The organism is Providencia sp. PROV024, from assembly GCF_032709665.1.
Taxonomy (GTDB): domain Bacteria; phylum Pseudomonadota; class Gammaproteobacteria; order Enterobacterales; family Enterobacteriaceae; genus Providencia; species Providencia huashanensis.
In genome coordinates this window covers 3,295,534-3,319,200 of the sequence record NZ_CP120545.1, presented here as the reverse complement: position 1 = coordinate 3,319,200, position 23,667 = coordinate 3,295,534, and the positions used below count along the sequence as shown (strand labels likewise).

Annotated in this window: 24 protein-coding genes and 2 pseudogenes; 16 read left to right on the top strand and 10 right to left on the bottom strand. The window is 35.3% G+C overall.

What is annotated here, in order from left to right:
* Positions 1-33: 33 nt before the first annotated feature.
* Together P3L56_RS15400 and P3L56_RS15395 are read right to left on the bottom strand one after the other, a co-directional pair.
* Positions 34-726 carry a tetratricopeptide repeat protein gene (locus tag P3L56_RS15400; RefSeq protein WP_196231757.1) on the bottom strand — a complete coding sequence of 231 codons (693 nt, stop codon included), beginning with the start codon at positions 724-726 and terminating at the stop codon, positions 34-36.
* Between the two features lie 74 nt (positions 727-800).
* Positions 801-1,220 (bottom strand): hypothetical protein, encoded by a 420-nt coding sequence (locus P3L56_RS15395; RefSeq protein ID WP_036983513.1) that lies wholly within the window; start codon positions 1,218-1,220, stop codon positions 801-803.
* Between the two features lie 961 nt (positions 1,221-2,181).
* On the opposite strand from P3L56_RS15395, the gene P3L56_RS15390 reads away from it, so the two are divergent.
* The 6 genes from P3L56_RS15390 (at position 2,182) to P3L56_RS15365 (ending at position 5,503) form a co-directional block, all read left to right on the top strand.
* Positions 2,182-2,370, top strand: a complete 189-nt coding sequence (locus P3L56_RS15390) for a hypothetical protein (RefSeq protein WP_270103629.1) — start codon at positions 2,182-2,184, stop codon at positions 2,368-2,370.
* A 671-nt stretch (positions 2,371-3,041) separates the two neighbouring features.
* Positions 3,042-3,314 carry a hypothetical protein gene (locus P3L56_RS15385; RefSeq protein WP_270103628.1) on the top strand — a complete coding sequence of 91 codons (273 nt, stop codon included), beginning with the start codon at positions 3,042-3,044 and terminating at the stop codon, positions 3,312-3,314.
* A gap of 130 nt (positions 3,315-3,444) precedes the next feature.
* Positions 3,445-3,744 carry a helix-turn-helix domain-containing protein gene (locus tag P3L56_RS15380; RefSeq protein WP_264403635.1) on the top strand — a complete coding sequence of 100 codons (300 nt, stop codon included), beginning with the start codon at positions 3,445-3,447 and terminating at the stop codon, positions 3,742-3,744.
* Positions 3,745-3,927: 183 nt separating this feature from the next.
* The gene (locus tag P3L56_RS15375) at positions 3,928-4,776 is read left to right on the top strand and encodes a hypothetical protein (RefSeq protein WP_210844499.1); all 849 of its coding nucleotides are present in this window, start codon (positions 3,928-3,930) and stop codon (positions 4,774-4,776) included.
* Between the two features lie 30 nt (positions 4,777-4,806).
* On the top strand, positions 4,807-5,046 hold the full coding sequence (locus tag P3L56_RS15370; RefSeq protein ID WP_210844500.1) for a hypothetical protein: 240 nt from the start codon (positions 4,807-4,809) through the stop codon (positions 5,044-5,046).
* The gene (locus P3L56_RS15365) at positions 5,036-5,503 is read left to right on the top strand and encodes a hypothetical protein (protein ID WP_210844501.1); all 468 of its coding nucleotides are present in this window, start codon (positions 5,036-5,038) and stop codon (positions 5,501-5,503) included. The genes P3L56_RS15370 and P3L56_RS15365 overlap by 11 nt, the downstream gene beginning before the upstream one ends.
* A gap of 312 nt (positions 5,504-5,815) precedes the next feature.
* Here P3L56_RS15365 and P3L56_RS15360 read toward each other — a convergent pair.
* Positions 5,816-6,259: pseudogene (locus tag P3L56_RS15360) on the bottom strand (site-specific integrase); the annotation flags it as partial.
* Between the two features lie 866 nt (positions 6,260-7,125).
* On the opposite strand from P3L56_RS15360, the gene P3L56_RS15355 reads away from it, so the two are divergent.
* Complete coding sequence (locus tag P3L56_RS15355) at positions 7,126-8,421, top strand: hypothetical protein (RefSeq protein ID WP_272686158.1); 1,296 nt, start codon at positions 7,126-7,128, stop codon at positions 8,419-8,421.
* A 393-nt stretch (positions 8,422-8,814) separates the two neighbouring features.
* A complete protein-coding gene (locus P3L56_RS15350; RefSeq protein WP_210832132.1) occupies positions 8,815-9,345 on the top strand; it encodes a GNAT family N-acetyltransferase in 531 nt (176 codons plus the stop codon).
* Positions 9,346-9,829: 484 nt separating this feature from the next.
* Here P3L56_RS15350 and P3L56_RS15345 read toward each other — a convergent pair whose 3' ends face one another.
* The 3 genes from P3L56_RS15345 to P3L56_RS22640 form a co-directional block, all read right to left on the bottom strand.
* Positions 9,830-10,564, bottom strand: a complete 735-nt coding sequence (locus P3L56_RS15345) for a class I SAM-dependent methyltransferase (RefSeq protein WP_166686111.1) — start codon at positions 10,562-10,564, stop codon at positions 9,830-9,832.
* A gap of 38 nt (positions 10,565-10,602) precedes the next feature.
* Positions 10,603-11,139 carry a GNAT family N-acetyltransferase gene (locus P3L56_RS15340; protein ID WP_210832003.1) on the bottom strand — a complete coding sequence of 179 codons (537 nt, stop codon included), beginning with the start codon at positions 11,137-11,139 and terminating at the stop codon, positions 10,603-10,605.
* Between the two features lie 315 nt (positions 11,140-11,454).
* Positions 11,455-11,640, bottom strand: coding sequence for a hypothetical protein (locus P3L56_RS22640; protein WP_369109835.1), 186 nt, complete (start codon positions 11,638-11,640; stop codon positions 11,455-11,457).
* 77 nt (positions 11,641-11,717) lie between these two features.
* On the opposite strand from P3L56_RS22640, the pseudogene P3L56_RS22635 reads away from it, so the two are divergent.
* Both P3L56_RS22635 and P3L56_RS15335 read left to right on the top strand, forming a co-directional pair.
* Positions 11,718-11,807: pseudogene (locus P3L56_RS22635) on the top strand (Arm DNA-binding domain-containing protein); the annotation flags it as partial.
* Between the two features lie 171 nt (positions 11,808-11,978).
* Complete coding sequence (locus P3L56_RS15335; protein ID WP_071548319.1) at positions 11,979-12,392, top strand: hypothetical protein; 414 nt, start codon at positions 11,979-11,981, stop codon at positions 12,390-12,392.
* Positions 12,393-12,781: 389 nt separating this feature from the next.
* Here the strand turns inward: P3L56_RS15335 and P3L56_RS15330 are convergent, their stop codons facing one another.
* The 3 genes from P3L56_RS15330 to P3L56_RS15320 are packed head-to-tail and all read right to left on the bottom strand — an operon-like array spanning position 12,782 to position 15,949.
* Positions 12,782-13,441: a MarC family NAAT transporter gene (locus tag P3L56_RS15330; RefSeq protein WP_129466255.1), complete on the bottom strand. Its 660-nt coding sequence runs from the start codon at positions 13,439-13,441 to the stop codon at positions 12,782-12,784.
* A 21-nt stretch (positions 13,442-13,462) separates the two neighbouring features.
* Complete coding sequence (locus P3L56_RS15325) at positions 13,463-15,097, bottom strand: FUSC family protein (RefSeq protein WP_198861458.1); 1,635 nt, start codon at positions 15,095-15,097, stop codon at positions 13,463-13,465.
* Positions 15,098-15,100: 3 nt separating this feature from the next.
* Positions 15,101-15,949, bottom strand: coding sequence for an HlyD family secretion protein (locus P3L56_RS15320; RefSeq protein WP_042845314.1), 849 nt, complete (start codon positions 15,947-15,949; stop codon positions 15,101-15,103).
* Between the two features lie 1,528 nt (positions 15,950-17,477).
* Here P3L56_RS15320 and P3L56_RS15315 point away from each other — a divergent pair.
* The 3 genes from P3L56_RS15315 (at position 17,478) to P3L56_RS15305 (ending at position 20,184) form a co-directional block, all read left to right on the top strand.
* A complete protein-coding gene (locus tag P3L56_RS15315; protein ID WP_048608041.1) occupies positions 17,478-17,915 on the top strand; it encodes a hypothetical protein in 438 nt (145 codons plus the stop codon).
* 522 nt (positions 17,916-18,437) lie between these two features.
* Complete coding sequence (locus P3L56_RS15310; protein WP_071548316.1) at positions 18,438-19,121, top strand: hypothetical protein; 684 nt, start codon at positions 18,438-18,440, stop codon at positions 19,119-19,121.
* A 484-nt stretch (positions 19,122-19,605) separates the two neighbouring features.
* Entirely contained in the window at positions 19,606-20,184 is a 579-nt protein-coding gene (locus P3L56_RS15305; RefSeq protein ID WP_129466254.1) for a cytochrome b/b6 domain-containing protein, read from the top strand.
* A gap of 203 nt (positions 20,185-20,387) precedes the next feature.
* On the opposite strand, the gene P3L56_RS15300 is transcribed toward P3L56_RS15305, so the two are convergent.
* A complete protein-coding gene (locus P3L56_RS15300; protein WP_048608039.1) occupies positions 20,388-20,876 on the bottom strand; it encodes an isochorismatase family protein in 489 nt (162 codons plus the stop codon).
* Positions 20,877-21,117: 241 nt separating this feature from the next.
* On the opposite strand from P3L56_RS15300, the gene P3L56_RS15295 reads away from it, so the two are divergent.
* From P3L56_RS15295 to arsA, 3 genes are read left to right on the top strand one after another with little or no spacing between them, the layout of a single operon-like run.
* Positions 21,118-21,453: a metalloregulator ArsR/SmtB family transcription factor gene (locus P3L56_RS15295; RefSeq protein ID WP_042845301.1), complete on the top strand. Its 336-nt coding sequence runs from the start codon at positions 21,118-21,120 to the stop codon at positions 21,451-21,453.
* Positions 21,454-21,500: 47 nt separating this feature from the next.
* Positions 21,501-21,866 carry an arsenite efflux transporter metallochaperone ArsD gene (gene arsD, locus P3L56_RS15290; RefSeq protein WP_071548315.1) on the top strand — a complete coding sequence of 122 codons (366 nt, stop codon included), beginning with the start codon at positions 21,501-21,503 and terminating at the stop codon, positions 21,864-21,866.
* 13 nt (positions 21,867-21,879) lie between these two features.
* Positions 21,880-23,631: an arsenical pump-driving ATPase gene (gene arsA / locus P3L56_RS15285; protein ID WP_272686159.1), complete on the top strand. Its 1,752-nt coding sequence runs from the start codon at positions 21,880-21,882 to the stop codon at positions 23,629-23,631.
* The last annotated feature ends 36 nt before the right edge of the window (positions 23,632-23,667 follow it).

Below are 23,667 nucleotides of genomic sequence, written 5' to 3'. Positions count from 1 at the left end.
TCAATAGATAATAATACTACCTTACTCATTCTATTAATTTTTTTTAGATAATTTACTATAGGCATGGCAGCCATCTTGAAGACCTGAATCGCAAGCTTTTCTAAAATATTTACTTGCTAAGGCTTCATTTTTTCTAACTCCATCTCCTGTTAAGAATAAGAAGCCTAAAATAAAATGCGCTTTAGGGTTATTTTGTTCTGATGCTTTTTTTAACCATTTTGCTGCGATTTTAGAGTCTTTATCTACACCTTTACCTTCATAGTACATGACACCCAGTAAGGCTTGGCTATATGAATCTCCTTGCTCCGCGGCCTCCATAAACCATTTTGATGCTATTTGGTAATCAAGAGGAACCCCTTTACCCATGTAGTACAGGGTGGCTAATTGCCCTTGAGCCATAGAGTAACCTTGATCTGCCGCTAATTTATACCACTTAGCTGCTTCCGCGTAATCCTGTCCTACGCCTTTACCTTCATAATACATTGCGCCTAATAAAGTCTGTGCTCTTGCGTTGCCTTTTAAAGCTGCTTGGGAGATTAATTGAGCAGTTTTTTTAAAGTCTTGCTTTACTCCTTTCCCCTCATAATACAATGTTCCTAACATTATCAGAGCATCCTCATTCCCCTGATCGGCAGCCTTGCACAACGCAACTTCTTGAATCTCACAAGTATTAGACCAAGCAATAAGCGGAAATAATAGAGATATACAAAGTGCTATTTTTTTCACGTGACCCTCATTTAGGAATTTTACCATCCCGTTTATGTGTAATGAAATAATTATTCAACGCAATATACTAGATCTTATGCTCGTAATTTAGCTAGGATATCTTTGTGCCGCTTCCATGCTGAATAAATATCCTTATCCCACGCTTTACCACCTTTCGTCTGGTAGCCAGCCTCGTTAATCCGTTCAGCGATAATGCGCCCGTTATCTATACCCTCTGATAGCACCAAATTAACCACAGAAACGACAGCAGACTCATTATAGGTATAAGGTGGGATATCCGCCTTGCCAGCAATCAAAGATGCCACAGACGATTCTAGGCGTTCCACCAGCGATAACATACGAGCGTCAGGATTGCTGTCTGGTCGATTTAGTTTCTCTTTGATAGCTGAGACTATCCACGCTGTTTTATCAGTACCAGAGTTCGATACAGCATCATTAAACAGGGTTTGCAGTTCAGCAGGTAAACGAAAGGCAATAAGATTAGATTTACTCATGATAATAGTCCGTTATTAACTCAATGAGTGCTTATTATATCAGCGTATAACAGTGTTATACAGATTAGGAAATGTAAAATTGCTGGTGAATTTAATGATTAATTCTATAACTTAAAGTTAGAGTAACTTACTGTAAAACAAGCAAACCGTATTATTGCGCTTTGTAACTGGCTGAATACATGGCAAAGCTCAAATTTGATCACAGTCTAATTTTACTAATAGAATCAATCGGCTCATTTTTGAGCCTGTATCAACCGCCATGGTTATCGTGACAGTCGGAAGGGGGGACAGTTGAAATGCTACCCCATACACCAAAACCACAAATTAGTACCTTTAGCCAAAGCAGATAAATATTAGCCAGTACAGCCAACCACTCAAAAATCACGGTGTGGTTATTTTGATATCAAAAAGAATCTCGGTAGTAACGTACCGAAATAGCACTGTAATAAACCGCGGTGGTACTATGATGTTGCCATGATGATTGTAAGGTATCCGTTTTGGTATCCACCGAAAAGGCTATATTTTACTGGATACTCTATCCGCTGAATGTTGACAATTGTTGACATCAGAACCAGACAAAACCAGACATGAGAACAAAGTAAATGTTGCTAGTTGTTGTGGTAGAAAACTTGTCAAAACTTGTCATCACACCAAGTAAATTTATAAGCCCCGTCCAAAATTAAATAGGTACGCAGTAGGTATGTGCTTAATTCTCGCATTTCGCTATAATCAAATAAAATAATGATGTTGTGTAAAAGTACGCAGAATGGTACGCAGCAAAACAAGGGTAATAAGTTTTGACTAGTCTTGACGGATTTAACTTGGTTGCCATTTTGACGGTTGCCACTCTGGTTGCCAGCAAAACAGCATGTTTTATGCTAGTGGAATGATGGGCTTTGATTGTTCCATTTTGGCACAATCAAGGTATAGCGATAATCACAACGCCTTTTGAGGTATAGCCATGTTACAACGTGAAGCAATACAAGCCGTTATGATGGAATTAGCCCACCAGCAAGGACAATCACTCAATGGACTCGATAGGCTGGCGATTAGAACGGGTGTAGCCCAGACAATGCAGGGTAAAGAGCGTCACAGACGAAGAATGACAGCACCTACCTACCAATGGACGAAGCCAGCACCGAAACGGTGATGCGAAGATAATCGCAATGGTCAAATATTGAGCGATGCAAGAAAAAGTGCGACGGTATACAGGCTATAGGTTGCCTTGAAATCAAGGGCACTTAAGGCGACTGAATAGGACTCCTTGATATTAAGGAGTCATGAGGCTCTGAAATCGGAGGCTCGTCACTGGCTGGCAATATTCCAATAATGTCCACGAGATAAAAGTAACCACTTTGGTAACCACCAAAAGTAACCACAATGCAAATAAGCATTGCGATACCCACAGGACAATTTTGTCCTCTGAATAAATATCAATGAGTTACCATGACGCAAATATGCGTTACCGAGTAAATCAATAGCTTATCTACTCTGAACATGAATAACCAAAGCCCAAAATTGCGCCTCGCAATGCTAGTCATAATAGAAATCACGGTGTAATTATTTTGATGTCAAAATGACTGGATATAATAACGTACCAAAATGGCATGTAGGTAAACCACGGTGGCACTATTGATTGGACTATATAAAACCTAATGCTTGGTACTACCAAAAATTACACTGGATTGATTAATATCCTTGTTATCATTCATGTTTTATGAATATCAGTGCGGGTATGTAGTGCGTATGCATTAGGTACACTAGTATCTTTAAATTAAGGCAGGTATACAGTATTTACTATCATGGTATGAAGGTGAGTAAATGAGAAAAGCAAAATCAATCAAGATCACCACATCAGGAACGGTAATAAAAGCTCCTGAGCGAGTTAAAACAGCCACAGGTAAAGTTATGGCCACAATGACTATTCAGGCTGAGAGTGACAAGCGTAGCCCGTACCCATTAAAGATAGTGGCATTCGATATTAATGCGCTGGAGCTTATGACCTGCCAGAAAGGAAACAAAGTAACTGCTACGGGTCGCTATGAATGGTTTAATGGTTATCAGCTAACAGGGGCGCAGATAGTTACCTGTTAGTAAATGAGCACTATGATAAAAATAAAGCTCAAAATAAATGAACGTAGTTTGAATCGCTATCCCAGAATTAATAATCCAGCTAAGCTATCCTGAAAATTAAAAGTAACTCTTACATATTCAGAGGATAGCTATGGAAGATGATTCACTTTTCACAGTAAAGGAATATGCTGCGTTGCTTAAGCTGTCTGAGTCCACTGTTTATAGAAACCCAGCTAAGTATCATATGTTCCGTGTTGGCAGGTCATGGCGCGCTAGTAAAGAAAGCTTGAAACGGTTTGAACAAGCACTGTTTCAGGATGACGTTTGTTCATCAATAGGCTCTAGAATTAAAAGCAATAAATCAACTAGCCGAAGTTTTAATACTTTAATGTCACAAGTTGACGCTGAGATAGAGTTTGAACGCCGATTAGCAGGGAGAAAGAAGCAATAATGTCTTTATATGATGATTACTTTAACATGTATACATTGACTGGTTAAATAACCAGCTCTCTAAGTTTCATTTATCTTGATAAAATATTTCAAGTATTTAGCTTAGGTATCGTGTTAGTGAGCAACATTGATAAAAAATTTCTATTTTACTACCAGATATAAATATATTTAGTAAGGAGGAGTAATGGATGAGAGAAGTGAATTACTAACTATTAAGTACGATGGAGAAGCATTAGTAGACCATAGAATTGATCTTGGTGTTCTAGCTGAATCATTAACAGGTCTCCAATTATTAATAAGTGAGGTTAACCTAATAATTAATGGGACTAATGATAAAATTGACGTGAAGGTTAAGCCATTTCAAGAGGGGTCATTTGAATATATATTAGACGTAATTCAGCATCCATCAGAATACTTAGATGTATTAGCAGTGATTGGCTTAACAGTAACTTCAGGCATAGCCTTGAAGGATACCTTGATAAATTATGTCAAAGAAATCAATAACAGACCAATAAGAAGAATGTCATTTACTCAAGAAGGGGATTGTAAGATCATCCTTGATGATGACGAATCAATTATAACTCCATCATTTTTCGGTAAGTTACTCACTAGCAAAACAATTAGAAAAAGTTTAGATAAAGTGATTTATACACCACTCCAGCATGATGGTTATGACTTGATAAAAATAAATGATAATGAAGGGAATAGCATCATTGAGTATACCAAAGAAGATAGCTCGGCATTTAAATTTAACAATAGAAGTAAAGTAATAGATCCATTGATAAATGAATTAGTTATCGATGACGCTGCCATTACATTTCTTACCGTTCATCGAGACAAGAATACCAACTGGAGGGCAGAATATGATGGCTCTGCAGTAACTATTACTATGAATGATGATGAGTTTTATACTAGAATGATCAAAGGTATTGAGTCCTTAGTTTTTAGCTCTACTTACTTAGTCAAGCTGAAAATACTGGAAGAATTAAATACCGGCGAAAAATCATATGTTATAGAAAAGGTCTATAACTAAGTTAATTTAGGTGAAATAAGGGAGGAGAAAATGCAATCACTTGCTATTTGGCTGTTATTTTTTGGCTGTCTTCCCTTGTCTTATCTAATATTTAGAGTTTCATTTGATTGGATCGCGTACCAGCTTTTACCTAAGAAAGAAGTGTTAGTTGAATTTGAAAGCTCTAATGGTGAAATAGAGCGATTCGTTATTACTGGTAAAACACAAAAAGAATTATATGAAAAAGCAGCTAAGGCTGTAAGAAGTAAGAGCGCTAATAATGGTGACTAGCTCCTCTGATTCCATTGATAACGCCACTTCAAAAATGGAGAAAACGTTACCCAATTTATCTGCAACTCTCATATCTGGTGCGGCTTCGGTGTTTTTGGCTGAATGGAGTTTTATAATTTACGGTATAGATTTTTCTTCACTTAAGCCTCTTGCGTTTGCTTCACTCCCTGTTTTTGCTCTGTCTTTATCTTATGGAATAAGAAAATTGTGGTTGATCAAAAAGGTTGGGGCGTCACAAAGAGGGATTTTGTCAGAAAGTGACAAAACGATTAAAAGAATTAAAAATAGATTAAAGGATAAAAACCTTCCTCCGAGAGTTAAAGAAATGCTAGAAAATGAGTTACTGATTGCTATGCAAGATGATATTTTATTATCAAAGGCTTCAATGACAGCATTGAGAAAAGATCAAGAAGGAGATCTCCAAAAACTTGAAGAAAACCCACCTCAGATAGATTAAATCATATTTCTTTGTATTTGTTTCGCTTTGCTCGCTTAAATATTCTAATTTTACTTCTAATGGTTCAATGCCTATAAACTTGTTTGTATGCCAAATTTTGCAACATAACTAACGATTGATGATATTTTTGCAATAATATCATTCAAATAAAATCGATATCTAAACCTCTTAATTTTTGAGTCACAAAATAAAAAGGGGGCATAATTGGGGGCATGATGCGAAATTGAATGAATTTAAGGTCTTTATAATCAATATGGTATGGCTTTATATTGAATCCTGTAGGGCGTACCATTAATTTTCAATCACTTACCATCATTTAAAATTCTCCACTTTTGCTAACTGGGACGTATTTGGGACGCAAGTACCGAAAATAGTGTCTATTTGCTTCGCATGTTCAGTTAAATGATTAGGTGCTAAGTGTGCATATCTTCTCACCATATCAACTGATTCCCAGCCGCCCATTTTCTGTAAAACTGAAAGCGGGACGCCAGACTGAATCAACCAACTAGCCCATGTATGCCGCAAATCATGAAAGCGGAAGTTTTCTATCCCTGCTCTTTTTAGTGCAGCTCTCCATGCTGTGTTAGAATCAACGCGCATTTTTCTAACGCTTGGCGTTAATGTTCCGTCTGGTCTCTTTTTGGATTCAGTGTGAACAAATACCCATTTGTGATGGTTTCCTATTTGTTCCTTAAGAACCTGACAAGATGTATCATTCAATGCAACACCGATAGCCTGACCTGATTTGCTTTTCTCTTTGGAATATTGACATGGTTTCCTTTCTCCTGTCTCACCAGTGTTCACTGGTATACAGGCTATAGGTTGCCTTGGAATCAAGGGCACTTAAGGCGGTTAAATAGGACTCCTTGATATTAAGGAGTCATGAGGCTCTGAAATTGGAGGCTCGTCACTGGCTGGCAATATTTCTAATAATGGTCATGAGATAAAAGTAACCACACTGGTAACCACTAAAAGTAACCACTCAGGAATGGTTACCGATGGTGATTAATACCACAATGCAAATAAGCACTCTGACTAAATATCAATAAGTTACCGTGACGCAAATATGCGTTACCGATTAAATCAATGGGTTATCTACTCAGAACATGAATAACCAAAGCTAAAATAACGGTCCTATTACGGTCCGTATAATGCGATTGAAAGGCAAGATTACGGCAAGGTTAAACGGGGATGTTACGGGGAGGATTAAGCCGATAACGGTAAGGTTACGGTAAGGTATTAACCCTAATGTTACCCTAATGTTTTAGGCGGTCAAATTGACCGTTTGTAGTTACATCAATGAGTTGTGACATGGTTAGTGGTCACTGTGACCTCTCGCAATAAAAACAATGCGTTGTCACCCCTTACCAATGGTCACTGAAACGATGACCAATGAGCATTAATCTGGTTTTGAGATAGTGCTTAGCGATAAAAGTTATAATTTTATGGTTTTATATTACCTTTCCAATATATGGACTTTCAGTATTAAATCTCAAGTAAACTCATTATATGAGTAATCTATTGTTACATTTATGGCATTTATTTAACACTCAAGTACAGAGTAATGAGGTATGATCCTTATAGAATTTATATAAGGTATAGATGGGACACTATTTAAAACAATGATTGAGCTTGATAGAGAATTAGTGTCCGAATATTTAAAAAACTTATTTTTTGGTGTGAACATCATTATGAAAATAGAGCAATCAAACTTAATGCGTTATCAACGAGTAACTAGAAAGCTATCCGCTATCATACTGCTTGGAATGTCATTATCAGCATTTGGAGCAACTGATAAATTAACAGTAAGGGCAGGTCAAACTGGATATTTAGGGGAGCTATATCCATCAGTAAAAATTTTTAATAATGACAGGCATCCCCAGAAAACTATGTATCCTTCAGATCTAAATGTCAATTATCCAATGTTGCCTAAAACAAATGACTATATAAAGTTTCTCACTACAAATGGAGGAGCTTTTGCTGAATATAATTCAGCATATGGGATAAAGTTAGTTAATGAGAATGATAATTCTCGAATTATAGTTTTGTTATTTAATGGTACGGTAACTACAAGATATAAAGAGTATAATGGCAATAATGTAACAAAAACTGCTGTCTTACAAAAATCGAAACAAATATCTGGAAATCTTGTACCAAGCGGTATTCTGACTTGGGCTCTTGAAAATAATAGCATAAATAGGCCAAATTATTTTTATCCGAATGCAAAAAGAAATGACGGTCTTAATCAAGTAAGCATTTCCAGCCTCTCTGCTTATGCAAGTTCAGTCTCAGGTGGAAATGCCTCAGTGGTTAAAGGTAAATATAAATTATTGCCTGGTGAGTCTATCGCTTTTGGATATAAAGATGATTTATATGGAAATAATTCAGGATGGTCATTTTTATTCCCCTACTTTTTAGATAACGACAGTTTAAGTGTTGAGGCATTAGACTCTTGTACCGTGGCACCTCTTAGCTCGACTGATATTAAATTTGGTAATCAACTTGCGGGGAGAAAACAGAACCAATTGCTTGAAACTAAACTTGCGAGCATACATGTTAATTGTGTAACAGCAGGTAAGCTTTTAATGGTAGTTTCAGCTAATCAGCAATTACATGGGCAAACAGGTTCGGGAAATAATTCAGGCACAAATTTGGCTGGAATGGCTTTGGACTCACTTAGTGGCAATACAGCGGATTCAACAGAAAGGCCATATATTGTAACCTCAAGAGCAGCATCCACCCCAGATATTTGTAGAAATGGAAATGGTGATGCTATTCCATATTATGACCGTATTAAGTTAGGGAATATGTCAAATAGTAGTACTAAAGAAACATTATATTTCAACCTTTGTCATAATGGAAATATCAAAGCGGGAAGCTATCGAGGGAGTATTGATGTTTCATTTTTCTTAGAATAGTTACTATAGTTCGTAATTAAAATTATAATATCCTCTTAGTCTGATATTTAACAATTAATTACGAACTATTATTTTAATAATTTACTCATAAAGCTACAGAGGTTTAATGGCTATCAGCTAACAGGGGTACAGATAGTTACTACTTAGTAAAAGTTAGTATCATAAGCTGATTTGAAATCGGAAAATCTAAAGAGGACATTTCACATCTTTAGACTAACCCACAATTAGTTACCTACCTTTCATTGTTCCTCTTTAAGATGACCAGTTCAGCTGCTCCGAAGTTACCGAGGAGTTTCAAATATATCTATAAAATTTTAGTTACTTGTGTGCTCAATTAATTCATAGTTAATCTACTAACTTATTGTGTAATGAGACCCTTATTGAGGCGCAAATATGATTATACGTTGTTATAGTGACAAAATAAGCGATAACAAAATAGATGAGCTGACCAATTTATTGTATAGATGCGTCCTTGGTGGGGCTAGTGTTGGATATACTGACGCAAAAGATCAAATAGGTGATATGAAAAATTATTGGGTTGGTGTCAATCACTCTTTATCAACAAACAATTTTAAGCTTATCTCAGTAGAGGTAGATAAGAAAATCGTTGGTGTTGTTGGACTTGATTTGTGTACAAAGCCAAATGGCAAACACCGAGGAGAAATTTGTAAATTATTGGTATTACCTGATTACAGGCGCAAAGGTCTCGCAAGGAGATTAATGCTAGCGGCTGAGCAAATAGCATGGGAAATAGGATTGACACTTCTAACATTAGATACAAATACCAAAGGAATAACTGTTAGCTTATATACCTCTCTAGGATGGCAGGTTAGTGGTGAAATCCCTGAGTTCGCTCAATCAATTCATGGCGACCTTGAATCAACAACCATCATGTTCAAGCTAAACCCTGAAAGTAAAGTTTAAATAAGATTGATTAATAGCTGATTAAATTTGAAGTCGTACCTGTGTTAATTTTACAGTTCCGTTTGAAACGAAGTCGTGGAAAACACGAGTAGAACTATTTCCGGTTGGTATTTCATTATCTGCAATGAAATTACCAATTGATGATATTTTGCAATGCTGGTGGCTTTGGGAAAACTGAAGCCTGAACCTCTTAATTTTTGAGTCACAAAATAAAAAGGGGACATAATTGGAAGCATGATACGAAATTGAATGAATATAAAATGTTTATAATTAATGAGGTATGTCTTTATATTGAATCCTGTAGACTTCAAATGATGTCTATTTTTATGCCTAAAATTCAGTGGGTTAACTGATTTTACGCTTTCTTTGTTCATCTTCCAATGTAAAAAACTCCGCTCTATAAGCCGTCATGTGACCCCCTTGATGGTGATCCTACGTGATGGACACCTTAACTTAACTCAGAGCGGATATTACAACTTTGCTATTACAAACGGTGTGCACTAATAATTAAAAAAGGTGAATATCGATTAAAAATTTCAGCTTCCGGTTTTTCCAATAGGGCGTCATTGATGACTTTAGGCTCTTTAAGAGCATCAATCACAAATCCCACATTGAGTAATCCCATAATATAACTTTCGACTGTTCGGTGATATTTAATAACGTCATCGACAAACCATGAGGTATGACGTATAGACTCATTCTGATAATTATCGACAGGCATACAGATAAATTCACCAGATTCATTTTTCATAAATGAAGAAGCATGTGCGGTACACATCGGATGTTCCACAGAGAATACAAATTTCCCACCCTCTTTGAGGTGAGAATATGCTTCGCTTGCGAGCTGATTAAAGTTTTCGATATAGTGGATTGCGAGGGAGGAAATAATAAAGTCAAAACGTTCATCGAAAGTCATAGGGTTAGTCATTGACGCATGAATATATTCAATATCATCGGTTTGGGTCAGTTTTCTGGCTTGTTCTATCATGTTACTTGAAAGCTCAATACCGTAAACTTTTTTCGCCCCTTTGCTGTGTGCGTACCGTGCAAAATCACCAAAGCCAGATCCCAAATCGAGAATTATTTTACCTTTTAAATCAGGTAATAGAGCCCTTAATGCAGGTTCTTCTATGATGCCATTAAGGCCCGTATCATTGACCCTTAATGTTTGATAATTTTTAAAAAAAATGGGGTTATCATAAATATTCTGTTCTTTCATAAATAGTCTCAGTATCGTTATAAATTATCTTCAAGCTGTTACCACTGATCACCACTGCGAAAATCGCAATAGAGTGGTTGGGAAAAATCAATCGTTTTATCTTTTGTCCACCCAAGAACGCCGCCTTCTTCATCAATGGAATGAATATAAGAGCCTTGTTTGAGTTCATACAGCTTTCCTTCCCAAACATGCCATCCTGCTGATTGATATAGAGGAAAACCCTCTTCAGATGCAGAAAGTAAGCCGAGTTGATAACAGTTTTCTATAATTTTGTTGGTTTCCTGCATGAGCTGTCGACCAATACCTTGGCGGCGATAACTTTCTAATACTGCCATGGCTTCAACATAACCGACAGTGACTGGGTGATGACCTAATGCCATATTGCGCTGAACAATGGATACGTGGGCAACAACATGTTTTTGGTCGTAAGCTAAAATATGCATGCCGCCTAAAGCATGCTGAAAGTCATCTCGAGAAAAATCACAGTCAAAGCTTTGATATAACAAAGTGTAGATAACCTCTTTTTGGTCATTAGATAACTGCGATGTATGGCGACTGAAATATTGGATAGTCATAGAGTCTCTTGAAGTGCTAGAAATAAAAGTAAATAGAATCAATAGTTTTTTTGGCGCCCCAAATATACCAATAATATTATTTAATAATTTTTGGATAAGTTGGGTTAATGTGTTTGTTAAAAAGGTAATTTCATTATTATCTAACTCATGCAAATGGAGCGATTTGTACGAGCGCTAATATCTCGCTCTAGGGAAGAAAAGTTTTCATAAACACGTTGCGCCTCACAAAAAAACTGTGAGGAAACAAGTTTGAAGCCATATTGCTGTAATACAGTTTCAATTTGTTGCTGAATTGGACTGCGTATAGCTCCAATTTCAATCAGTTTGGAAAGCATTCAAAGAGGAAACCACGTAAGTGTTGTTCTCCACCCGATAGGGCAACATTTTCATGCTTCTATCCTGAATAATAAAATACCCATAATCATTTAGAATTCTATGGATTTCATTATAATTACTATTGTAATCATTAGTGTGGTGAATTAGTGCTCTTTCAAATACGATATCAATACTTACTGTATCAGTCTTGCTGAAAAGATATTTGTAGATAATTGATGGGTTTTTCTGTCGCGGCTTTAGCCATGTATTTAGAAGTTGCCCCGAATGGCTCTAAGTATTGGCGTATAAAATATAGATATGCTGGTAAAGATAAAAGGCTGGCTTTATATGTATAATTGTAATGTGTGAGAAGCCAATCATTGATATGGTAGATATTCACATTAGAGCTGATAGCGTGAGATTCTTACACACCATAGGGCGCAGTGCTTTCTGTTTTCTAGTGGATAACAATCGAGTAGTGTCGACCATACCTTTTTATAAGACAAAAAATAGGTCCGTTCAACATGATAGCGATTTTGATTAAATCATTTATTGGTAACATTAATGGATATAAAAATATAAAGAAAATAATATGGTTATGTATGTTAATTCCAGTTTTTGGTATCGCTAAGGAGAAGCCTACCGTTGTTTATACTCCCTTAGAGCTATTAGAGATGACTGTTACCAATAAAATCCCGAATAGCGAAACCCCCGTTTTGGATAAGTCTGATAGCTCTAAAATGCTATTTAATGAATGTAAATCAATAGCAAAGATTGTAATTTCTAATTTCAGTAACGCCTACCCAACAGTAATTGATGTTGATAGCAGCACACACTTTAAAGTAAGAGTCGGATCAATAGATGAAGTGTTTACCTTGGAGTGTGTTAATGATGAAAAACGGGTTTACAGGGCTAAATACAAACCTAAAAGTAATTAGTTTTTATGGGGAATAGTTGATTATTGGTAGGGGAATAAGAATGATGATTTTCGGGCTCGTTAACAAAGGTAGTTAGATAGTTTTTTAACATTATATTTAAATTATATCCACTTCTCATGTAAATATGAAAAGGCGTTGTAATTTCAAATAGTTAGTAACTATATTTAAAAATTAAGTAATAACATATTCACTAATGTATTTTTTGTATATTCTAAAAGGATTTAGAGATGGTAAAGATAATTAATACTATTCGATATTAATTTATCACCTTTGTTGACTGGCGATGAAAAATAAAACGCTATAACACCTTATTCAGTTGAGGAGTAAGAGCTGAATAAGGTGTTATTTATATATTAAATCAGAGCAATACACGATAACATTGATCAAAACTAGCTAAAAAAACCAGAACGTGTGAGTTCTCCTATACCCGTGATGATAAACTGCACGCCCATACAAACCAGTAAAAATCCCATCAGCCTAGATATTGCATCAATACCGCTTTTACCAAAAAACTTCATAATAAGATTTGAGCTTTTTAGACTGGCCCACAGGATCACAGAAAAAATTAAAAATACCAGCGGTGGCGCGACAATAACAACCCAATGTGGGTAAGCGCTTTCATTGGTGATTACTGATGAAGCCATACTAATAATCATCGCTATAGTACCTGGCCCTGCAGTACTTGGCATAGCTAAAGGAACAAATGCAATACTAGATGTATTATCTACCGCTTTTCCCCCTTCAACATTACGGCTATTTTCAGCGATAGGAAACAACATACGAAAACCAATGTAGGCAACAATAAAACCACCTGCAATCCTCAAACCAGGAATAGTAACACCAAAGGTATTCATGATCGCTTGCCCTGAATACCATGAGGCCAACATAATAAAAAAGACATATACAGGCGTCATTTTTATAGTTTTTTTACGAGCCTCAATTGTCATTCCACCTGATAAACCAAGAAACAATGCAACTGTAGTTAGTGGATTTGATAATGGCAACAATACCACTAACCCAATACCTATTGCAGTTAATAATTCAAACATGACCACCTCATATATTTATGGTTATAACAACAAGCCAATAACGTCTTTGGCATACTTTACATTAATATCAGAATAAAATTTTTCAGTACCATTAAGAGATTTCAATATATTATCTTTATCATCTTTTATTGATACTGCATTAATGATACTTACTATCAGCTTTCTTACCTGCTCAGATTCCGATAATTCATATAGGCTAATCAATGCAATTAACACGTAAAATTGGTTAATATTTTTATGTTCATATAATGAATTCACATTCATTAGTAAGGTATTACGGATTTTTATGAGAGCCAATTCATTTAACGGTATTTTATTTATCTTCTGTAAAATAAAATTAACTTTACGAGATTCTATTTGCTGTGTATTACTCAATGGGATGATATACAACATCAAGATCACTATAATGATAGAAAAAATAAGTGCTATGGCTGTATTAGCAAAAAAGACAAAATCAAAGCTCATTGGATTAGTAAAATTAATTAAAAATATTAATGAAATACACATAATATGTGAAATCAGAAATGCTAATTTACCGACTGTTTTCAGGACACCTAAAAGGATGAAAACAGGGGTCATAATCAAAGCTGCTTGCATAAAGCTTGATGCTTGTATTAAAAAGAAAAACTTCAATATATAGCTAAGTGCGATAACCAACAGAGCAACAATAAATACAATAAAAGCAAGCTTATTAGCATTGGGAATAGTAACCCCAAAAGTAAAAGAAATACTCACTAGCACAGGCAATATGTAGCCATATTCCCAACCAGTATTAAGCCAAAACATGACACTAATCACTAGGCTTACAACTAACCTTAATGTATTTAAAAAAGCATCTTTCCAATCAAAAAAAACATAAAACTGAGAGGTAGAGGGATTATCAACCTTGTTCTTCAAGCTTAATATTTGATTATATTTTTCATACTGTAAAAATGCTCGATCGACTAAACCAATAATAGATATAGTGACCAGCATAGGTAATTTTAATACCTTACTGTGTGCCTTTTTAAAAGATAAAAAATGACTTTCATATTTACTCACTTCATCATGGGCAATACTATCAGCAATGATAATAGATAGATTTTTCATCGTATTATCATAGTTTCCTTTGAACACACTTGATAACACATCTTTTCTATCCGTACTTATTTTTCTTTTCAGTAGAACTGTTTGTAGATTATTCGTTCTATTTGGCAAAGCATAACTAATAAATGTATAAATAATGATACCTATCATGACCTCCATTAGCCTTTCTTGAGACAAATTAAATATAGTCATAGGCAATGGATAAACTGAAGTACCAAAAGCAATAATTGCAGAAGTATACCCTGAAAGTGAAAACATATAAGGCATCATATAACGTGAGGTCAGCGCCATAAATAAACATACTGACAGCCAAATAATAATCAGGGCGGTAAACAGCCAGTGGTCACTGATACTAATATTAGCGATTAATGTTACTGCTATAACGCCAATAAAACTTCCCGCAAGCCGTGCCACCATTTTAGCCAAGCTTAATGATGGGTCTGGATAGCCAATGATTGCGACCGTCATCATTGACCAATAGGGCTTATCAAAACCAAAATATGAAGATATATACCAAGCCAATAAAATCGCTAGCATATATTTAACTGCGAATATCCAGTTTAGTTTCATCACTTAGTCTTCAATAAATACAGTGCAAGTCGTACCCGGTATAAGTGTAACTCCTTGAGTGCCATTTAATGATATTTTAATTGGTACTCTTTGCGCTAATCGAACCCACGGGTAGTTAGGCTGTATATTTTCAAGTAACAGACTCCCTGTCGTGGAATTGTTATCATCAATTGCTCTACCAATGCTTTGTACTTTGCCTTTTAATTCATGATTGTTGCTGTATAACTTTATACTTGCACTATCACCAACCACAACATTGGTCATTTTAGTTTCTTCTAAATAAGCAATCACATAGAAAGAGTCTTTATCAACGATCGCAAATAAAGGGGAACCTGCATTAATATAATTCCCTGAACGTAAATTCAAATTAGTAATAAAACCATTTACTGGTGAATGAATTTGTGTTCTTGATAGGTCAAGTTTAGCTTTTTCAATCTTCACTTTTGCTAATTCAATTTTCTTAGCTAAGCTTTCCTGGCGGGCTCTAGCATCATCTAGCTCTTCCTTAGATATTGCAACTTGACTTAATTTAGTCCGCCTTGCTAATTGGTTCTTTGCAAAATTGTATTGAACTACTAAATCATTAAGTTCTAATTCAGATTGACGTAGTTTAATTTCATAATCAGTAGGGTCAACGATGAGTAACAATTCACCTTGTTTGACCTCTTGGTTGTCAATGACCATCAATTGTTCAATTTTCCCTGAAACCTCAGCTGTCACTTGGTTGATTTCAGCGCGCACTCTACCATCACGAGTCCATGGACTTAATGCATAATGGTTCCATAATAAATATATAGACGAAATGATGATAAAAACAGATATAATAATTAATAAGTATTTCTTTATATTCATTATATTACCAACTATAAATTAATAATGAATGAACGGCCAAAACGCAGAAAAATAGTATGGAAATATCGAATAAACTCCCCGCATATTCATATTTGCACACTAAATTTGCATAAACCACCCTAATCAATAACCAAAAAAAGAAACCTAAAAAAAATACCAAAGCAATACCGGGTATAAAAACCGTACCCCCTAGAATTAAATCTTTCATACGACTATCCCATTATAAAGAGATATTTTGCGACATTAACTATTGTAGGTAGTAAATTTACATCGCAGTATAATTTTTAAAATATAACAAACCCAAAAAATTGCTTTAATTATATAAACTGTAAAATATTACGATTTTCTTATTTCTACTTTACTACATGATAGGAATAATGAATTTAGCCGATTATATTACCAATAAATACCGATGTACAACTTGAAAGCACCAAAAGTTAACTTATCAGAGTTAAATGCCAAAATTAATCATGATTGGTTATTGTGCAGATAAATAAATTTATCTTAATTATGTGCATTGTAACTAGTAATTTCATGCATTTTTATTAATTAAGTCTGTACTATTTTAATAACAAGACAACTAAATAGAACACGATATAATTTACTAAATAGATATTTACATTGGTGCAATTAATCAGAAATACAATTTAAATTGGTAATGATAATATATCCTATGGATAAACTACCTCTTAATGTGGTGAAATTATTCAGTTTATTACAACCATTTAATTGCTGACTTGACGCAAATCCATTAAAAATAGTAACAACACTACACATGAAAGATGTTAAAATACTAAGCCACCCATCCGCAGATATGCCACTATTCTTATGGAGAATACGTATTGATAGGGTTGATGGGGTTCATTTAGGAAGAGCTCAGTAGCCATCAAAAACTAACCCGCTTATGAATTGCACCCAAAAAGTTGGACATATCATTCAACATATAGGGGGCGTTTTTATGGATATCTCATGGAGATAACCGACTATCCTGAATGGTTCTCGTAACCACAAAACGTGGATAAGAATAGAACGACTGACACAGCGTTCAGGATTGAGTAATCACAGTATGTGATCGTGAATATCACCAAGAAAAACCGTGCTTAAATCGCGAGAAAAAGAGTGAATTCGTAGTTGGTCTTGAAGGGGAATAGAGTATTGAAGCCTATTAATGGCTGTATTTATCCAATAATTGCCTACTATTAATTGTTGTTCTCAGTTTACTACCACAGAAAACTTCAGATTGAAATTAATTATCGCTCACAATATCAGATGTATAAAAATGATTAGGTCAATAGATTATTATGATACAAAAGTTTTAGTAAGAGATTGTAATTGGTAGAGCGAAAAAATAGCCATGCGATATCTTTCGTACCGTTTTGAACGGCACAATATTTGGGGGTTAGGTTGTGTTTATTTCAATATCGGATGATTCTCATATGTCTAATAATTACTATAGTTAGTATAAGATACACTTAAATTTCATATCTACATGAAATAATTAATAATTATTAATTTTGAGCTATCTTCGATGAATAAAAAATTCAATTTAAGTATAATTTTAGTTTCACTGATCATATTAAGTGGTTGTACTCAGAAACATAGAGATACCATATCAGATATAACTTATGCATTAACGGGTGTCCCTGGTGCAAAGCACAAAAACAATGGAAATAACACCACTGCAATGAAATCAAAAGCACAATTAGAAAGAGAAAAAGAGGAGTATGAATTCAAAAATCGCCGCCAAAGTTGGATTGGTAAATCTATAGATGACCTAATAATGCAAAGGGGCAGCCCTTTTGGGGTTCATAAGAGACAGGATGGGGGATCTCAGTATACCTTTAAGAAAACCCAAAACAGTTCTAATGACCCGTACCTTAATAACCCTCGCTTATGCGTAGATAACTTTATTACCGATAAAAATGGATTAATTAAAGACTGGTCATCTTCTAACTGCCTTTATTAAACATAGCTAATATAGTTTCTCCTAATCCTTTTTTGTTAGAAGGGCGAGTTAGTTAGCTAAAACCGCCCCTCTACCTGTTTTATAATTAAATAAGCTTACCTACAATATCCTTATCCCATACTTTACCGCCTTTAGCTTGATAGCTAAGCCCATGAATTCGTACAGCGATAATGTGCCCGTTATCTATGCCTTATGATAGTACTAAATTGATCACTGAAACGACGACAGACTCATTATAGGTATAAGGTGGGATAACTTCTTACCAGTAATTTTTAAAACCTGTAATGGTAATAATGACTCAAATGGAAAGAATCAGAGCTATTCAGGATGCTGAAAAAGTCAAGCCACCTCTAAATTAACGCGTTGTAGCGGGTGACCTGCCAGAAAGGAAGAAAGTTACAGGTTACTATGAGTGATTTAGTGGTTATCCGCTAACAGGAGCGCAGAGAATTGCTTGTTAGAACTTGTTTATAAATGTAACCTTTGATGTCCACATATGTTTTTTTCCACGGGTCTTATTAAATGAAAAATTTGTTAGTTTCTGTTAGTTGTATTCTTTCATTATCTGGGTGTGCAGTGACCGAATATAATTACACGCCAGATTCACATAAAATAAGTGAGCCGAAAGTAGGTAGTGTTAATCGTGCCATCATAGGTCAAAGTTTAGTTAGGGAAGGTGATATAAGCGAGCTGAAAGCGATTAAGGTATTGAACCCAATACAAATAGACCTGGCTTATAAAATTATTCCTGGTGTGTTCAAAAAAGTTGGTTCAAGTGACAAAGGTGATTTCTATATGCCAGCTCAAACCATTGACTCCGGTTCTGTTGTCGTTGAGGCTCTTGGTCAGCCATGGAGTTCAATTTTAATAAAGAAAGGAGCCAATGCTAATGAAATTTGTATTGTAACTGACTTAAATGTTGCTGTTTGTAGTGATAAAGCCCAAATTGAATATCTTGAGTTAAATAACCCTGATGGTAATTCATTTGAGCAGGCTTTGATTTTTAATGGGATAAATAATCAAATAGTAGATATTAGCTACAGAAAAATAGGCTCAAACATTGAAAATCAAGGATTTGGAAACAATCTTCAATATAACCTTAAAAAAAGCAATGTTATTTCTTATGGGAATGTAAAACTAAAAATTATAAATAGTTCTAATGATTCATTGACGTATGAAGTTATAAGTAATTTCTCGGGTAATTAAAACTATCGGAAATGGATGGTTTTTCCAAAATATAGCGTTAAACATATAAAGTCATTCTTTGTTTAACGCTACTATCGTAACTTTGAAATATCAAAGCTAATAGTTCCCGCGCATAAAAATCTTGTAATAATTTAAATCGTAAACTATTTATAGTTTTACTATAAAAAATAGTTATGGTGAAAATATATTTCAATGAAATTTCAATAAGATAAGGTGTTTTTTTTGTTGAGCGAATGACACCTTTCTCTGTAATTTATTATCTTCTGAAATTTTAGTAAAAAGCCTGTAAACCCTTGTCTAATTGAATCACCCTTATAATGATAAATATAATTATCACAAAAAGAGAGTCATAATTGAACAGTAGATGTATGTTATTTTTCATATACAATATTCTGCAGTCAAGGTTTGGCAGTACGAGGTAGTCGAGTTATAAACTAATAAATTTTGTGTAAATGAAATATTATAAAAAGAAAGGTGAGATACTGTGAGCATATTTAAATCGATTTGGGATTTTTTTGGCCTGTATCAGACTAAAAAAATAAGAATTTTACATTTATTAATTTTAGTTTTAGTGATATCGCAAATCATTGTTAGTAATTGGATGACAGGAACAAAGTCAGTCGTTCCTCCTTTTTTTGATATGGCTTATTTATTCACTTGGATTCATATTATTTCTGGTTTTGTGCTCTTTTTTTTAACGTTCTTTTTAGTCGTATCTTGTTTTAATCAACGCGGTTTTAAATATTTTTATCCCTATCTCTGGGGGGATTTTAAACAAATCAAAGAAGATATAAATTCTCTTTTAGCTAAAAAGCTACCAGATAGCTCTCCTAAAGGACTTGCTGCAACAGTTCAAGGGTTGGGGTTGGGGGCTTTATCAATTGTTATTTTGTCAGGTATAACATGGTTTATTTTATGGCTACAGCAGTCTCCATTTGCTTTAGAGGCTAGGAGTATTCATAAGTCACTCACTATTTTAATTGAGATTTATATTTATGGTCATGGTGGTTTAGGGGTTATCCATTTTATAATTTGGAAAAAAAATAATAAAATGGGTGGTTAGTTTTGCTCCTATGTATTTAATGATTTTTTATGAATCTCTAAATACTAATAAAAACAAACAATTCCATTTTAAATGAAGTTGGTGAGGGTTATTTTTATTCCCTATGATATTTAATAAAGTTAAATAAATCATAGGTATAGGTTATTACTTTTGACACTTTTGCTAGCAATAATATCTATAGAAAAAATAACCCAATTACCGCTTTAAATCACATTTGTTATTCTCGATAAGCCTTTTAGTGCAACAGCATGAATCACGGGTGAAACACTTGTACAGCAATTCCCTAATACTGTTATTTTATATTTCTTTGCTTGTTCAGCAATCGTGGTAAATAGTACGCAGTTTTGAGTCATCATTCCGCATAATTCAATATGTTCTATATTATGCGTTATAAGCAAATCATCAAGGTGCGTTTCATCAAATGAGTTGCCATGTCTTTTAGTTACAACGAAATGATCTTGGGACAGGTTAGTCAGTTGAGATATAAGTTCACAACCTTTTGTTGTTTCGTCAAAAAAGGCCGAGCCTAGAGGTGATAGATGTTGTATAAAAATAATGGCACAGTCATTTTTTTTGAATTCTAAAATTTTATCAGATATACGCATTAAGGTCGTTTCAATATCCCATAAAGGAAACCGCCCATCAGTAAGATAGTCATTTTGTGCATCTATAACGATTAATGCCTTTTTCATAATATCTCGTTAATTTAGGTTAGATTAGAGTTGAGTGTGAAATAAAGTAAAAAGAATTACAACAACTTTTAGTATTAACTCTCAATGATGCTAATCATATTCTGTATGAAATATTGCCATAGCGTGGTGGCTCATCGCCTGAAGGGGGGATTAGGATAACCTATAGTTAAAAAACACATATGCTTTGACGTATGTGTTTGGCGTGTATATATTATACATAGTAGAGAGTAAAGGAGCATGTATGGAACCATTACAACTGTTTAAAATTTTAGGCGATCAAACAAGGCTAAATATCGTGTTGCTTTTAAAAGCATCAGGTGAATTGTGTGTTTGTGATATCTATACCGCATTAAATTTATCACAGCCCAAGACATCTCGTCACTTAGCGATGCTTAGAGAATACGGTCTTTTGCTTGATTCTAAACAGGGTAAATGGGTTCACTATCGCTTATCTCCAACATTACTTCCATGGGTAAAAAATATCATTGATGTCACCTATGCAACCGAGAAAAATAGAATCGCAGATTTGCTCAAGAGCCTAGAGACAAAAGTGTCAGTGGGTCATTGTTCGGCATAAAATTTTTTAAATTAACATATTCGAAAAAACATATATAAGGTTGAGATATGAAAAGATTAGAAGTATTTGACCCAGCGCTATGCTGTAGCACTGGTGTTTGTGGAACAGAAGTCGACCAAGTATTAGTAGACTTCGCAACAGATGTAGATTGGTTAAAAAAACAAGGGGCGAATGTAAAGCGTTTTAACTTAGCACAAGAACCTATAGCGTTTGTTGACAATACAAAAGTGAAAACATTTTTGGAAACCGCGGGGGCGGAATCACTCCCTCTATTTATTCTTGATGGTGAGATTGTGTTGACTGGTCGATATCCTAAACGCCATGAGCTTGCTAGATGGTTTGGAATTCGTATGAATATTGAGAAGGTTGAGGTCATTAAGCCGTGCTGTGGTAACGATAAAACATGTTGTTAACGAGGGATATACAATGAAATTTTTAGATAACGCACCTAACTATTTATTTTTTACAGGAAAAGGTGGGGTCGGTAAAACCTCGATTTCATGCGCAACAGCAATCAAATTGGCAGAGGAAGGAAAAAAAGTTTTATTGGTAAGTACTGACCCGGCTTCTAATGTGGGGCAAGTATTTTCTCAATCAATTGGAAACCACATTAAGTCAATAACATTAGTGCCAAACCTATTTGCGATTGAAATAGACCCGCAAGCCGCTGCCGAAGAATATCGAAATAAAATTATTAATCCCATCAAAGAAAGTTTACCTGAAGCGGTAATTCAAAGTATTACGGAGCAGCTATCAGGTGCCTGTACAACAGAGATTGCTGCTTTCGATGAATTTACTGGGTTGTTGACTAATACAGAAATTACCCGTCAGTTTGACCATATTATTTTCGATACTGCACCAACGGGGCATACCATTCGTTTACTACAACTCCCGAGTGCATGGAGTGATTTTATCAGCGATAACCCTGACGGAGCGACATGTTTAGGGCCAATGTCTGGCCTTGAAAAACAGCGCGAGCAGTACAGCATGGCAGTGGAAGCGCTGAGTGATAACTCGCTAACAAGGTTACTATTAGTTGCACGTCCTCAGTCAGCTGCGTTAAGAGAAGTTGCGAGAACCTACAATGAGTTATCTTCTCTGGGGATTAAAAATCAGCAATTGATCGTTAATGGTGTTTTCCCCGAAACGGCGATAACTGACAATGATAAGTTATCCCATGCGCTCTACTCTCGTGAACAAGCCGCATTAGCGTCTATGCCTGAAGCACTACGCTCGTTACCTGTCGATATTCTTTATTTACAAAATATCAATATGGTTGGAGTCGATGCACTGAAGCAGTTGTTATCTAATGACATGCCACAAGTTCCAACTACTACCCCGATAAAACAACCTATTTCTTTACCTACTTTGTCAGAACTGGTTGGCGAAATATCTCAACAACAGCATGGGTTGATTATGTTAATGGGAAAAGGCGGTGTAGGGAAAACAACGATTGCAGCATCAATAGCGGTGAAACTGGCAGAAAAAGGGTTAGATGTTCATCTGACCACATCCGACCCTGCTGCTCATATTGAGTCAACACTCGATGGTGTTTTACCCAACCTTCAAGTTAGTCGAATTGACCCTATCGCCGAAACTGAACGTTATCGTAGTTATGTTTTAGAAACAAAAGGGAAAGATTTAGATGCAGAGGGGCGGGCATTACTAGAGGAAGATTTGCGCTCCCCATGTACTGAAGAAATTGCGGTATTTCAGGCCTTTTCTCGCATTATTAGGGATGCTGGAAAACGTTTTGTTGTGATGGATACAGCTCCAACAGGGCATACATTATTACTCCTTGATGCAACTGGGGCATACCATAAAGAAATTGCTAAGAAAATGGGAGGGAAGGGCCACTTCTTAACCCCTATGATGCAATTGCAAGATCCTGAAAGGACAAAAGTGATTATTACGACACTTGCTGAAACAACACCTGTGCTTGAGGCGGAAAACTTACAAAATGATTTAATACGTGCAGATATACATCCGTGGGCATGGGTGATTAATAATAGCCTATCTATCACAGAAACAACCTCACCATTGTTACTTTCAAGGGCTGAGCAGGAGGTTTCTCAGATTGAAAAGGTGGCATCAACATTGGCAAAGCGTGTTGCTATTGTCCCTTTACTTGAGACAGAGCCTGTGGGGATATCCGCATTAAGTCAGCTCGCAGGATAAGTTCTACTTTTGGAAAAAGGTGCATAGAAAAGCACC

What these genes read in the sequence shown, in the direction of transcription:
- P3L56_RS15385 (WP_270103628.1), top strand. Translation starts at nt 3,042, where the DNA reads ATGAGAAAAGCAAAATCAATCAAGATCACCACATCAGGAACGGTAATA.
- P3L56_RS15295 (WP_042845301.1), top strand. Translation starts at nt 21,118, where the DNA reads ATGGAACCATTACAACTGTTTAAAATTTTAGGCGATCAAACAAGGCTA.
- P3L56_RS15325 (WP_198861458.1), bottom strand. Translation starts at nt 15,097, where the DNA reads ATGAAACTAAACTGGATATTCGCAGTTAAATATATGCTAGCGATTTTA.
- P3L56_RS15370 (WP_210844500.1), top strand. Translation starts at nt 4,807, where the DNA reads ATGCAATCACTTGCTATTTGGCTGTTATTTTTTGGCTGTCTTCCCTTG.
- P3L56_RS15350 (WP_210832132.1), top strand. Translation starts at nt 8,815, where the DNA reads ATGATTATACGTTGTTATAGTGACAAAATAAGCGATAACAAAATAGAT.
- P3L56_RS15340 (WP_210832003.1), bottom strand. Translation starts at nt 11,139, where the DNA reads ATGACTATCCAATATTTCAGTCGCCATACATCGCAGTTATCTAATGAC.
- arsA (WP_272686159.1), top strand. Translation starts at nt 21,880, where the DNA reads ATGAAATTTTTAGATAACGCACCTAACTATTTATTTTTTACAGGAAAA.
- P3L56_RS15395 (WP_036983513.1), bottom strand. Translation starts at nt 1,220, where the DNA reads ATGAGTAAATCTAATCTTATTGCCTTTCGTTTACCTGCTGAACTGCAA.
- P3L56_RS15365 (WP_210844501.1), top strand. Translation starts at nt 5,036, where the DNA reads ATGGTGACTAGCTCCTCTGATTCCATTGATAACGCCACTTCAAAAATG.
- P3L56_RS15310 (WP_071548316.1), top strand. Translation starts at nt 18,438, where the DNA reads ATGAAAAATTTGTTAGTTTCTGTTAGTTGTATTCTTTCATTATCTGGG.
- P3L56_RS15390 (WP_270103629.1), top strand. Translation starts at nt 2,182, where the DNA reads ATGTTACAACGTGAAGCAATACAAGCCGTTATGATGGAATTAGCCCAC.
- P3L56_RS15355 (WP_272686158.1), top strand. Translation starts at nt 7,126, where the DNA reads ATGATTGAGCTTGATAGAGAATTAGTGTCCGAATATTTAAAAAACTTA.
- arsD (WP_071548315.1), top strand. Translation starts at nt 21,501, where the DNA reads ATGAAAAGATTAGAAGTATTTGACCCAGCGCTATGCTGTAGCACTGGT.
- P3L56_RS15315 (WP_048608041.1), top strand. Translation starts at nt 17,478, where the DNA reads ATGAATAAAAAATTCAATTTAAGTATAATTTTAGTTTCACTGATCATA.
- P3L56_RS15335 (WP_071548319.1), top strand. Translation starts at nt 11,979, where the DNA reads ATGATAGCGATTTTGATTAAATCATTTATTGGTAACATTAATGGATAT.
- P3L56_RS15320 (WP_042845314.1), bottom strand. Translation starts at nt 15,949, where the DNA reads ATGAATATAAAGAAATACTTATTAATTATTATATCTGTTTTTATCATC.
- P3L56_RS15375 (WP_210844499.1), top strand. Translation starts at nt 3,928, where the DNA reads ATGGATGAGAGAAGTGAATTACTAACTATTAAGTACGATGGAGAAGCA.
- P3L56_RS15330 (WP_129466255.1), bottom strand. Translation starts at nt 13,441, where the DNA reads ATGTTTGAATTATTAACTGCAATAGGTATTGGGTTAGTGGTATTGTTG.
- P3L56_RS15300 (WP_048608039.1), bottom strand. Translation starts at nt 20,876, where the DNA reads ATGAAAAAGGCATTAATCGTTATAGATGCACAAAATGACTATCTTACT.
- P3L56_RS15380 (WP_264403635.1), top strand. Translation starts at nt 3,445, where the DNA reads ATGGAAGATGATTCACTTTTCACAGTAAAGGAATATGCTGCGTTGCTT.
- P3L56_RS15345 (WP_166686111.1), bottom strand. Translation starts at nt 10,564, where the DNA reads ATGAAAGAACAGAATATTTATGATAACCCCATTTTTTTTAAAAATTAT.